Consider the following 12,227-nt stretch of genomic DNA (forward strand, 5'->3'; position numbering starts at 1 on the left):
CCGGTCAGGACGTCAGGTACGTGTTGAGAAGATGAGCGAAAGCAAACCGTTCGATGACGCATCGTTATAGATATAAAGCATTGCCAAAACTGGGGTTGCACAGAAGCTCCAGGATCAGTCGGGACGATACCTGTTTACGGACCCGTCGGCATTCGGTGTATAGGCGGCATGAGCTCAATACAGGCTTTGATACGGAACGTGAGAACCTCGCGCTGGATGTAAAGGGAAATGACAAATGGCAAACACCATAAGGAAGAATACCGATGCCAGCGCGAGGGACGGAGTCGCCCGTAGTAGTGATGAAGCCCTTGTAATGAGGGTGGAGCGAAGGGGCGGCGTTAGCCTGTTGACAAGTGTCGCCAACTCGCGATGCGAGGATGAGTGACATGGCATCAGCAAAACCATATTGCATTGCAAAGCGTACGGTGTGGGAAGCCTACCAACTGGTGAAGGCCAACCGAGGTTCTGCTGGGATCGACGATGAGACTATCGCGATGTTCGAGCAGGAGCGGTCCAAGAATTTGTACAAACTGTGGAACCGGATGTCGTCGGGGTCGTACTTCCCGCCGCCGGTCAAGCAGGTAGAAATTCCGAAGGCCAAGGGTGGCACGAGAAAGTTGGGAATTCCCACGGTGATCTCATAATGCACCTCTCACAGTTGAGTGTTGGAATGTTGCCGCTGTAGATGCCCTGAAGTGCGCACCAAATCCTTTAGTTGCCGTTCCTTGGCGGCATCCAGCGTAACCCACCACGGGCCCCGCCCATCGAGCTTGCGCGCCTGGACTACCTGGCGCTCGATCCAGTAATACACGACGTGTGGACTGACATGCAGCCGATGAGCGAGCTGCTGTACCGTGAGCTCGTCTGGCCGCTTGAAGCAGGTTACTTCAATTCGATACCGGTAGCGGATCCATTTGACCATTTCAAGCGTGAACGATTTGCCAGTAGAACTGCGTATGCCTTCCTGATTGAGGTGCGCCACGATTTGCCGGTCAGACAGATGCTGCGATAGTTCGCGCACCCGCTCGACGAACGCGGCGGGGTAACGCATCGCATCGGCAGCCGGCTTGGGCAAGTCCACGGTGATATCAGTACACGCGCTGCCCTGCCAGCGGATATGCAGCACCGCTTGTCTCGTGGCGGACCGTCTCTCGACCGTGATGTCCCGGATGAGCAGTCGCAACATGCGCTTGCGATCCTTTGCTGATGTGGTCGGCGCCCGCCAGAGGCGCGGCAGATTGCGCGCTAGCGCGAGGACCTGAGCTTTCTGTTCGGACGTGGCGACGAGTGCCTTCTGGCTCTGGAACTGGGTGGCTTCCGTCCTGATCGCCTCGAGGCGGAGCATCGCGTCATTCCAGCGCCGCTCGAGGGTACCCGCGACCAGACGGTTGGCCGGGTCGCATTCCTGATAGCGACGTTCAGCGAGTGCGACCTCATACTCGGCGCGTTCGATGCGCATGTGCCACTGGCGCATGATGGCATGATCGCGTTGCTCGAGTTCGCTCAGGGCGGTCACGGCGAGCTCGAGTTCGGCTGGCTGCAGGGCGGTGAATACAGCCTCGCCAATTGCGTTGTCAAGTAGTTCGCTGCGCATGCTCATGCAATCGGTGGTCGCCAGCCCCTCGCGGCGGCGAGCACTGCATAAGTACAATGGATAAAGGCCGCCGTTTCCTTGGTAGCGAACGGTCAACGCCCGACCACAGCAGCCGCATATCAGCAGTCCCTGAAGCAGCGCCAATCCTTCACGCGCCGCACCACTGAGAACGGTACCTTCGCCGTTGGTCCTGTTGAGCGCCAGGCGGTCTTGGTTGCGTTCAAATTCCTCTATATGAACGGCCCCCTTTGCGCCAGGCTTTCTTGTGCGTTGAAGAACAGGATAGGTTGCAGCTCTATATGCGACCTTCTTGCAGCCGGTATAGCCGCTGCGGGTCCCTATGAAATCCGCTGACTCGTGCCTCATTCCGGGTGAGAGCTCGAAGCTCGCTGGAATTTCCAGGTTTCACGAATCCCGGTCTTACCTGTGCTGTCATTACACTCGATTGCCAACGCAACTTTACGACGGGATTATCCAACTCGATTGAACTGCTCGTTAAGCGGAATGCTTGCTCAAGCCGACTTCAGGCTGACATGATCTTTCGTGTACGGTCTGGCGTGCGCCAGTACTGCCCAGATGATTCGCGCCATCTTGTTAGCGAGCGCGACCATCACCACGTTCAGTGGTCTGCGCTTTTTCATCTGTTCGATCCATTCTGTAGGCTCCTTCGTGTGAAACAACACGCTACGAGCGCCATGAATTAGCAAGGTTCTCAAATAGGTGTCGCCACGCTTGCTGATCCCAAGCAGTTTTATTTTGCCGCCTGAGCCTGTTTGCCCAGGCACCAGACCAAGCCACGCTGCAAACTCGCGTCCCGATCTGAACGATTTCGGATCACCCATGGTAGCAACGGCAGCTGTCGCGGTCAGCAGGCCAACACCGGGGATGGCAGCGATTGCATTGCACGCCTTGTCCTCTTTCATCCATGTCTGCAGGCGTCGTTCAATTTCGGCAATTTGTTTATCCAGTGCTGTCAGCCCGTTCCATTGTTCACGCAGGGTGTTGATTAGAATCGCCGGTAGACGATCGACCAACCGTTCCAACACACTTGGTATCGCCTTGTCCAACGCGGCGCGCCCCTGGGCCATCACTTCACCGTACTCAGTCAGCAAGCCACGGAGGCTATTGATCTGCATCGTGCGAAACTTCACTAGTTGCTGCCTCATCCGATGCAGCGCAAGAACGGCTTGCTGTGCCTCCGTCTTCACTGCAACCGCTTTGCTAGGCATTTGCGTTGCCATCCAGATTGCGCGCGCATCGGCAGCGTCATTTTTGTTGCCGGTATTGAAAGCCTTAACGAATTTAGCTGGCATCAGCTTTACCTCGTGACCCATTTCGATGAGCCGCCGTGCCCAATGTTGCGCACCGCTACAGGCTTCCATTCCGATCCTACAAGGCGCACGATTTGCGAAATGCTCCAGGAACACTGCGCGCTTAACCGGCTTGTTCACGATTTCACCGGTGTCTAGGTCGACCCAGTGCAACTGGATGACGTTTTTCGCGATGTCCACACCAACGGTCGTATGCTTCATTCTGGATTCTCCGGTTTGCCTGTGAAGATCTCCATCATCTAACGATTTGGGCACTTTTACGCGGTCGGCCGACGGAAGTGCGTCCCCCGCACGATCTTGTCGACGGGTGGGGGCCGTTCATTTCATTCCGGGGTGATATATCCATCGTGATGGTCTGGCAGATGAACGCGCCACTCTGCCTTCGGAACCGGCTGCACGCGCTTATGGACCTCTCCCCGTGGCGTGATGCGCTGCCGATACTGGTATCGTCCAAAAACATAGATGCCGGCATAGGAAGGATTCCGTATCAAACCGAGAACACGTTCGTGACTCAGGCGCCCCCAGATGAGTCGACCCGCCCATGCACCTCCATAGGCGCGCTTGGGAAAGCGCAGGCCCTCTTCGGCAAAGCGCTTGACAACCGCGTATGCGCTGCCGGTCTCCTGAAACAGACGAAATGCCAGTTGCACGGCACCGCGTACCTCGTCATCGGGATCCAGGACGATGCGTCCGTGATCGTCGTAGCACAGGCCAACCGGGAGCGGAAACCGCAATTCACCCTTCTGCGCCTTGTTGAGCTTACCGCCCTGGAGGCGCCCGCGCAAAAAATGGAGTTCGGCCTGCGCCATCGTTCCTTTGAGACCGAGAAGCAGGCCGTCGTTGAAGTCGCCCGGGTCGTAGCAACCATCGGCGTCGATCACGAGAGTATGAGTAAGCGCACACAGTTCGAGCAGGCGATGCCAGTCCAGGTTCGAGCGCGCCAGGCGCGACACTTCCAGTGCAAACACTGCACCCACTTGCCCCATCGAGACATCCGCCACCAGCGTCTTGAAGTCCTCGCGGCCCGTCATCTGCGCCCCCGACTGACCGAGGTCCCGGTCCAGCGTACGGATCGCCGTTTCCGTCCAACCCAATGCCAGCGCCTTGTCCTTCAACGCATACTGGCGCTCGGTGCTCTCCTGATGGTGTCGCACCTGGGCCAGTGTCGACTGCCGGATATAGATGTACGCCGGCTTGCTTTGATGTTGGGGGGTGATCTTGGTGTTCATCGGCGGCCTCCTCGGTCAGCTCCAGCGCGGGCCCGGCGGTGAGCCAGGCCTCGAGCATGTTGGCGATGAGTACGCCGGCCGATTGCGGATCGACGATGTGGGTGAGTGACAGCGGAGACTGGCTCACCGGCGCCCCTCAGAGCGCCTCGCGGCGGCGCAATAGTTCGCGGTTGATCTCGCAGATTTCCTCGATGATCTCGCGGACTCGGTGATAGTTCGCCAGACGTTCGGTAACGTCGGGGTAATCGGCTTGCGGTACGTAGTCCATTTGGGGCCGGCGGCCGGGAAAGCTCACGGACAGGTAGTACTTGGGGCCATGGCCGGGGCCGTCTGCACACTTGCAGCCCGGTTTGCCGCAGCGCTTGTAGCGCTCGATGAGAGAGCCGCGCAAGAGCGTCTCTAACGCCGGCATTTGCTTCAGCAATTGCGCGCGGCGTCTGCGCAAAGTGGACGACGGAATATCTTCCATTGGCGGACCACGTTGAAAACTGGTCTGATAATAGGGCAAGGAGATGCATTGATCAAGCTCCTTTGTTCGACGACTTCCTGGATGGGGCGAGCTGGTCGATCAACGTGACCAGCTCCAACAACATGCCCAGATCGAAGCAGCACACTGACGCGATGGCGTCGTCGTGGACAGTCGGTGTGCCCCAGTCGGTCCATTCGCGCGCAATGCTAAAGCTGCCACGTTCTGTATCGCGCAGAAGCAATGTCTCGGTGCCTGCGACGCGGCGCTCCTTCAGAACGGGAAAGCGTTGGCCCCTGAGGGGATGGAACGGGTGACGAATCTCAGCCCATCCCAAATGCTCGCTGAGCACTTGTGCAGTTCGCGCTGACCGTCCCCACTGTGTCTGACCGAATTGCGCAAACTATCGTCAAGCTTCTGATCGAACCGGTACTCGATCCCGTGTTTCATCCAGACTCATATGGATACCGGCCGGGCAAATCGGCTAAGCAGGCAGTTGCTGTCACGCGAAAGCGGTGTTGGCAATATGACTGGGTCGTGGAATTTGACATCAAGGCGGCATTTGATCAGATCGATCATGCGTTGTTGATGAAGGCGGTGCGACGCCACATCAAGGATGACTGGATCTTGCTATATATCGAGCGGTGGTTAACTGCGCCGTTCGAAACTGCAGACGGTACCCGTTTGCCTCGGCAGAGGGGGACTCCGCAGGGCGGGGTTGTTAGTCCCATCTTGATGAATCTGTTCATGCATTATGCGTTTGACTGCTGGATGTCGCGGACTTACCAACAACTCCCTTTCGCTCGCTACGCCGATGACGCGGTAGTTCACTGCCGAAGTCGCGAGCAGGCGGACGAAGTGATGCGGGCCATTGCATCGCGGCTGGACGAGTGTGGTTTGACGATGCATCCGGACAAGTCAAAGATCGTGTATTGCAAGGACGGGAAACGCACCTTAGCTTATCCGAACGTGCAATTTACCTTTCTCGGTTTTACGTTTAGGCCGCGAGAGGCAATGAGCAGGTACAACAACCGGCGATTCACCAGTTTCTTGCCGGCAGCGAGCAACGATGCGCTGAAACGGATGCGGCAAACAGTGCGGAGTTGGCGGATACATCGTCGGACTCCAGCTACGCTTGATGACCTCGCGCAGCAATGCAATCCAACGATACAAGGGTGGTGGAATTACTATGGGGCGTTCTATCGAACGGCGCTGCATGCGATCTTCCAATATGTGGACCGGAAGCTCGAGCGCTGGACCCGACGGAAGTACAAAACACTGTCGCGACACAAACGGCGTAGCGCTGAATGGCTACGCAAAATGGCGGCTGTCTACCCACGGTTGTTCGTTCACTGGCGTGTCGTTGGGGCACCGGTTGGCTGACGGGAGCCGTATGAGGCGAGAGTCTCACGTACGGTTCTGCGAGAGGCTTGAGGTGAAACCCCTCGGGCCTACTTACCATCCTCAAAGCCCATGGCAACGCGGGACCAACGAGAATACGAATGGTCTGTTGCGTCAATACTTTCCGAAAGGCACCGACATCAGCCGGTACACGCAGCGCGAACTTGATGCCGTCGCAGACGCACTAAATTGCAGACCGCGTAAAAGCCTTGGATGGAAATCACCAGCAGAAGCACTAAGAGATCTACTACTTGCGTCATAAACATTAGGTGTTGCAACGACCCCTTGAACCTAAGCAATATTTGAGCATTCGCTATACAGACCGCTTGCTCGATACAGGTGTGCAACCATCAGCGGGTAGCGTCGGCGATTCGTACGACAACGCATTGGCCGAAACCATCAATGGTTTATACAAAGCGGAGGTCATCCATCGGCGCTCATGGCCTGACCTAAAGGCGGTTGAGCTGGCAACACTCGAATGGGTCCATTGGTATAACCATCGGCGGCTGCTCGGCCCACTCGGTTACGTGTCGCCTGCTGAAGCAGAGGACGCTTACAATCGGAATCAGGCGTTGCCCGCACGCGCGGCGTAGCGCCAAACTCGGCGGTCTCCGACGAACCCGGAGCGCTTCACTCCAACTTCAACCTGCAAGTTTCCTGATGCGTTCGGCAAGGCGTCCGAACGCTTCATTCACGTACTCCAAGGCCTTGGGCTCAGGGCCCTGTGCACGTAGGGAGCTTTTGAAGCTTTCCAGATCGGCCAGCCATTGCCGATGCAGCTTGTCCAGCCCGTTGACTTGAGGCTGAAAGACTTGCAGGTTGCCGCTTCCACGAAACGCCTGATAACCGCGCTCAAGTGTTGCCGCCGTTGTCAGCAATTGGGTCGCCATTTGCTTGAAGAGACTCCTTGCCGTAAACCCCGACGTGACACGTCGAAATCTAAAACTCATACTACGTCATATTGAGACAGCAGTCCATCTGTCGGACACTACGGTTTGGCCAATGAGACGTGAGGTCGTGCCTCGTGCCGCCACACGTAAGGACTGTTTGATTGCAGTTATTTAGGCGCAAAAGAGCGCAGTGGATGAACAGATGAAGCGAATATCGTCACGCCAAATAACCCCAAACGGCTCCGCGCCTGGAGCGCCGAGCTCCACTGAGTCGCAACCGCCTGCCTACCGATGGACCATTCTGTTCGTAGTCTGGTTCGCGTTCCTCCTGAGTTACGTCGATCGAGTGGCCTGGAGCACTGTCTCTGCTCCAGTAGGACAATCGCTTGGGATATCAGTAGCGATGTTGGGCGCTTTCGTCACTGCGTTCTACATCGGATATGTAGTCGCGAACGTGATCGGAGGGATTCTCACGGATACGATTGGTGGGAGAAAGACTTTGATCTTAGCCCTTCTGCCACTAGGTGTAGCGACCTTCTGCTTTGGCTATACGCATAACCTCCGAACAGGCTTCGCACTGCAATTGGTGATGGGCTTGTCGGCCGGGGCAGACTACTCAGCGGGAGTGAAAATCATCGCGTCATGGTTTGGCAAAGATCGTGGGCGCGCACTCGGATTCTATTCGACTGCGACCTCGCTTGCGGTTGTCATCGCCAATTCGACCGTCCCGTCGATGTCAAACTGGTTCGGCTGGCAAAACGCTTTCAGGGTTTTGGGCGTTGCTACCTTTTGCTGGGCGATCGTCACGTTCTTCCTGTTGCGAGACAGTCCGACAACTCCGTCTTCACGCATTACCCGACGTGAACTTGGTGGGCTGTTGAAAAATAGGAACCTCGTGTTGTTAGCATTGGCCGGGTGCGGCGCCCTTTGGGGAACCGTCGGCTTCGGAGCGTGGGGCAACGCGTTGATGACCAAGCAGTACGGGATCTCGCCAGTGACCGCAGGTTCAATCTCCGCCCTCTTTGGCGTGGGGGCCGTTATTGCGAAGCCACTTTTGGGTTGGGTCTCCGACTTGCTGAACGGCGCGACAAAGCTCGTCTCAATCGTATGCTTGATCTGTTTCGCTGCAATGTTAGCGGTATTCGGCCAGTGCTCAACCGTGACGCAGTTCTATGTTGTTGCGCCTTTGCTTGGCGCAGTCGCGTTCGGATATACACCAGTCTTGATAGCACAGGTCACTCGTGCGTCAGGCGCAAAGTCAGCTGGCGCGGCTGCCGGATTTACGAACGCTATATGGCAATCGGGAAGCGCCCTCGCGCCAATATTTGTCGGGCAGGTATACGCAGCTTCGCATTCGTTCTCGTACGCCCTTTTGACTCTCGCAGCAGGCCCGATTTGCGGAGCTTTCATACTGCTTTTTGTAGCTCGCCGACCGGCATATGACCAGCAACGGGCGCCCGAAACGCCCGGTCAGTCCACAGTTTCTCAACATCCCGTCAATAGCCACTGATAGGACTTACGCAAAAAGCCGCGCCTGAACGCGGAAACGAATTGTTACGAAACGACGTAAACCCGGAGGGGCGCGGAGTTTCGTAATGTTGAGCGCATGACGAAACATCTGAGCCGCCTGGGCTACTGCCAGTACCTGCTGACGAGCCCGACCAACTGCACGCTGACCAACTTTGCCGACCACGTCGACGATATGAGCCACGATGCCATCAACCGGTTTTTGCGCCGCGAGCACATGACGCCGCGCCTCGTGTGGGACAACGTGCGCGAGCAGATCGTCCCGCATGAAGACGGCTGCATCGTGTTCGACGATTCCGTGACCGACAAGGATTTCTCGCACAAGATCGAGCTCGTGCGGCGACAATACAGCGGCAACGCTCACGGCCTCATTAAGGGCATCGGCGTGGTGAACTGCGTCTACGTGAACCCCCAGAGCGGTGAATACTGGATCATCGATTACCGCATCTACGATCCGGACGGCGACGGCAAGTCCAAGCTCGATCACGTGCGCGACATGCTGACCAATGCGGTTCATCACAAGGGCCTGCCGTTTCGCCGCGTCCTGATGGATACGTGGTACGCCACGAAGGATCTGATGCTGTTCATCGAGTCGCTGAGCAAGACGTACTACTGCCCGTTGCGGAGCAACCGACTGGTCGACGACTCCGAAGGCAAATCGCCCTGCCGGCATGTTGATTCGCTGCAATGGGATGCTGAGACTCTCGCGCACGGCAAGACGATCAAAATCAAGGGCTTTCCGAAACATCACAAGGTGAAGCTGTTCCGGGTCGAGGTGTCCACACACCGCACGGACTGGGTCGTGACCAACGACATCACTCAGGATTCCTCTCAGGCGACACAAGATGCGTGTGGCCTGCGCTGGAAGATCGAGCAGTTTCACCGCGAGGTCAAGCAACTCACGGGCCTTCAGCGTTGCCAGTGCCGCAAGGCGCGCATCCAGCGAAACCATATTGCCAGCGCCGTGCTGGTGTGGGTCCGTCTAGCCGACATCGCACGACAGACGAAGCGTACGCTCTACCAGGTCAAACACGAAATGCTCGATGATTTCCTCCGCCGTGAACTCAAAAATCCGTCGGTCCCAATGCGCTTTGCGTAAGTCCTAACTGAAATTGTAGAAATCCGCCCGATACTTCGATATCCAGTCGCAAAATGCGGTCGCAGAGCCGCGTAAAAGAAATTAGGAAAACAAAATGAAATTCTTACCACTTGAATCTAAAGTTGGACGCAATGCCTTCGGCTTCTGTTCGATCATGTTATTTTCGTCGCTTGCGAGTGCCCAGTCGAGCGTTACTCTTTACGGGATCGTGGACTCGGGAATAGCGTACGTGACCCACGCTGGCAAGAGTGGCGGTGAAAATAAGGGGTCCGCCCAGATGATTTCCGGCGGAGAGGCCAACGACCGATGGGGATTTCGCGGAGTCGAAGATCTGGGCGGTGGGTTGAAGGCCATATTCCAGCTCGAAAACGGCTTTAGCGTCGCGAACGGCACCCTGCAGCAAGGCGGGAGACTTTTCGGTCGGCAGGCGTTCGTGGGTTTGCAAACGCCGTATGGCACGCTCACGCTCGGTCGCCAGAAAGTCCCTATCTACGACTACTTTCTGCCTCTTGACCCGCTGGGCTATTACAACTGGTCTCTCGTCTCCCAAGACGCCCAGTATGCGAACCGGGCCGACAATTCGGTCAAGTACGTAACCGATCTCGGTCCATTCAACTTCGATGCGTTGTACAGCACGGGCTATGACGCGACCATTACTAACGGCGGCCAGATTCCCGGCGAATTCCGGGTTGGCCAGGAGATCAGCGGTGGCACCTCGTTCGCGACCGGGCCGATTTTTGCCGCGATCGTCTACGATCTGCGTCGTGGCACTTCAACAGCGACACAGGGAGATAAGGAGCAGCGCATCGCGGTCGGTGCAAGCTATCAGTTCATTCCGGCGCTCAAGGCGTTCGCGGGTTACAAGTGGTTCAACAGTTCCGTTCCGGCGACGGCAGCCCGTTCGGATATGTACTACGGCGGACTGCAGTTCCGCGCGACTCCTGCGTTTGTCGTGTCTGCGGCGACGTATTACACCGACATCAAATCCGCCGGCCAGCATCCTATCGATTTCGGCATCAACTGCGCCTATTCTCTGTCGAAGCGGACCAGCATTTACGGCGAGATAAACTACGTTAAGAACAGCAATGGATCAAACCTTGGCGTGGCTGGTTTTGGAACCGGCGTCGTGGCTGGCGCCAATCAAACGGGAGTGGCTGTGGGGATCAATCACCTCTTTTAATATCCAATTTACTTAGTACTCGAGAGTGACGAGTTTTTCGTGAAAATTTGATCGTCGGCAAGTAGCGGGAACGGGCCTCCGCCCCGAAGTATCTTTCATCCTTTTGGGGTGGTGTCTGCGTAATCAATCAGGCCCGGATTTGACCTATGTGCCTAATCGGAACAACTCGAAGAGTTCGAGGTCCTGCCTTTCGCCGATGAATTTCGCGAAGATATTTGTTTGCGCGGTATTCACGAGAAATTCCGGCAGACTTTGGCGTAGGGCGTTGGCGACGACGAGCTCGGAAGGTGGGATTCCGGGGCGGACAGTGCGCAGCCATGATCCAAAGGAGTTCCACACCAGCGATGGAAAGGTCACCGCGAGGTATTGCAACAGTCCCTGGCAGACGACGCCCGCTTGGGCGAAGACGTGATACGCGTGGATCTTGAGTTTGACGGCGTCGCGGTACTGTTGTGACTCACGGTGCAGATACTGGTCACCGTTGCGACGACGCAGCGGTTTCATGTCCATCATCCAGAAGTGGTACCCGAAGGTGCCAATCAGGTGAACGGCCTGCTTGAAGCCGTGCTCGATCTTGAAGCGCAAACCGTAGAGACGAATGATCTCGATCGGATCCAGGGTGCGGTCGGTGCACATCAGCAGGCAAGCCCCTCTGGAGGGATGAATCACCGCGACGAAGCGTACGAGTTGCCCGCAGGATTGCAACAACAAATCACGTACCCGGTACTGAATGGTGACGTCCTGTTCGCCGTATACGGGGCTGATGGCTGATTGGGTGGTTTTGGCATCATCATTGAGCAGGGACTTCAGCTTGATCTTCTCGCCGTAGATCTTGGGACGGCCGCGCCCCCTTGGCCCGGTTTGCACATGCTCGGTGAAGGCGGTGGCATTCGATTTTACGCGGGTGATCAGGTGGTTGTTCTTGGCGCAAAGGCCCTTGACCATCTTCCTGGCGGAATAGAACGCATCGGCGACGAAGTAGTATGGATCCTTGATCGCGACGATGCCGAGGAGCGAGAGCATCTTGTCGAGCAAGGTACGGCGGTCGCGGTTGGACCATACGAGGCCCTCATGGATACGCATGGCCAGCGGCACCGCGAAGACGGAGTTGGCTGCCTGCACGAGCATGCTGACCGCCTGCAGGGAGTGGCCCATGATGTACTCGGGCTTGGTACTAGTGCCCGATTGCTGGTGTAGCAGCTTCACACCGGGCATTTTTCTGCCGCACTTCGCCACCTTGATGCCGTCGCCCACCAGTACGCGCCTACCGTTCACGCGCACCGGTTCGCGGAACAACCGCATCACCGCCTGGGCCCACAGTGCTGATAGCCGGTCGATATCAACGGCGGAGCTGTGAAAGCTTCTGAGCAGCTTGTTATAGAGGGCGGTCTCAAGTCGAAGTGCAACAGCTAGGTTAATGTTTAGATGACGTTGCTAGATCCGCTGCTTGTAGCGTCGCGGCGAATACCTCGAAGGGAGAATGAAACGCATGTGTGGCACGAGGTCGGTT

12 protein-coding genes and 2 pseudogenes are annotated in these 12,227 nt (G+C 56.9%); 7 read left to right on the plus strand and 7 right to left on the minus strand.

The features are described 5' to 3' along the window. Nucleotides 1-386: 386 nt before the first annotated feature. Nucleotides 387-644, plus strand: a complete 258-nt coding sequence (locus ACRXB1_RS17760; protein WP_449492711.1) for a hypothetical protein — start codon at nt 387-389, stop codon at nt 642-644. An 8-nt stretch (nt 645-652) separates the two neighbouring features. Here ACRXB1_RS17760 and ACRXB1_RS17765 read toward each other — a convergent pair whose 3' ends face one another. From ACRXB1_RS17765 to ACRXB1_RS17785, 5 genes are all read right to left on the minus strand, one after another. Continuing rightward, complete coding sequence (locus ACRXB1_RS17765; protein WP_449492712.1) at nt 653-1,960, minus strand: zinc ribbon domain-containing protein; 1,308 nt, start codon at nt 1,958-1,960, stop codon at nt 653-655. A gap of 146 nt (nt 1,961-2,106) precedes the next feature. After that, the gene (locus ACRXB1_RS17770) at nt 2,107-3,126 is read right to left on the minus strand and encodes an IS110 family transposase (RefSeq protein ID WP_449492713.1); all 1,020 of its coding nucleotides are present in this window, start codon (nt 3,124-3,126) and stop codon (nt 2,107-2,109) included. Between the two features lie 122 nt (nt 3,127-3,248). After that, entirely contained in the window at nt 3,249-4,154 is a 906-nt protein-coding gene (locus ACRXB1_RS17775) for a recombinase family protein (protein WP_449492714.1), read from the minus strand. A gap of 136 nt (nt 4,155-4,290) precedes the next feature. Continuing rightward, entirely contained in the window at nt 4,291-4,623 is a 333-nt protein-coding gene (locus tag ACRXB1_RS17780; RefSeq protein ID WP_062174913.1) for a DUF6788 family protein, read from the minus strand. A 52-nt stretch (nt 4,624-4,675) separates the two neighbouring features. After that, nucleotides 4,676-4,972 (minus strand): Y4bD/Y4pK family protein, encoded by a 297-nt coding sequence (locus tag ACRXB1_RS17785; RefSeq protein WP_062174803.1) that lies wholly within the window; start codon nt 4,970-4,972, stop codon nt 4,676-4,678. Nucleotides 4,973-4,974: 2 nt separating this feature from the next. Between ACRXB1_RS17785 and ltrA the strand changes: the two genes are divergently transcribed. From ltrA to ACRXB1_RS17800, 3 genes and pseudogenes are all read left to right on the plus strand, one after another. After that, nucleotides 4,975-6,003, plus strand: coding sequence for a group II intron reverse transcriptase/maturase (ltrA, locus tag ACRXB1_RS17790; protein WP_449492715.1), 1,029 nt, complete (start codon nt 4,975-4,977; stop codon nt 6,001-6,003). A gap of 79 nt (nt 6,004-6,082) precedes the next feature. Further along, nucleotides 6,083-6,283: pseudogene (locus tag ACRXB1_RS17795) on the plus strand (transposase); the annotation flags it as partial. A 34-nt stretch (nt 6,284-6,317) separates the two neighbouring features. Next, a pseudogene (locus ACRXB1_RS17800) lies at nt 6,318-6,614 on the plus strand (integrase core domain-containing protein); the annotation flags it as partial. A gap of 48 nt (nt 6,615-6,662) precedes the next feature. Here the strand turns inward: ACRXB1_RS17800 and ACRXB1_RS17805 are convergent. Continuing rightward, nucleotides 6,663-6,899, minus strand: coding sequence for a hypothetical protein (locus tag ACRXB1_RS17805; RefSeq protein WP_449492716.1), 237 nt, complete (start codon nt 6,897-6,899; stop codon nt 6,663-6,665). Between the two features lie 214 nt (nt 6,900-7,113). On the opposite strand from ACRXB1_RS17805, the gene ACRXB1_RS17810 reads away from it, so the two are divergent. The 3 genes from ACRXB1_RS17810 (at nt 7,114) to ACRXB1_RS17820 (ending at nt 10,717) form a co-directional block, all read left to right on the plus strand. After that, nucleotides 7,114-8,421, plus strand: a complete 1,308-nt coding sequence (locus ACRXB1_RS17810; protein ID WP_449492719.1) for an MFS transporter — start codon at nt 7,114-7,116, stop codon at nt 8,419-8,421. Between the two features lie 96 nt (nt 8,422-8,517). Then, nucleotides 8,518-9,537: an IS701 family transposase gene (locus ACRXB1_RS17815; protein WP_449492717.1), complete on the plus strand. Its 1,020-nt coding sequence runs from the start codon at nt 8,518-8,520 to the stop codon at nt 9,535-9,537. 94 nt (nt 9,538-9,631) lie between these two features. After that, entirely contained in the window at nt 9,632-10,717 is a 1,086-nt protein-coding gene (locus ACRXB1_RS17820) for a porin (protein WP_449492718.1), read from the plus strand. A gap of 144 nt (nt 10,718-10,861) precedes the next feature. On the opposite strand, the gene ACRXB1_RS17825 is transcribed toward ACRXB1_RS17820, so the two are convergent. Beyond that, nucleotides 10,862-12,136 carry a transposase gene (locus ACRXB1_RS17825; RefSeq protein ID WP_449492720.1) on the minus strand — a complete coding sequence of 425 codons (1,275 nt, stop codon included), beginning with the start codon at nt 12,134-12,136 and terminating at the stop codon, nt 10,862-10,864. Nucleotides 12,137-12,227: the final 91 nt, after the last annotated feature.

It is taken from the genome of Caballeronia sp. M23-90 (assembly GCF_053574605.1).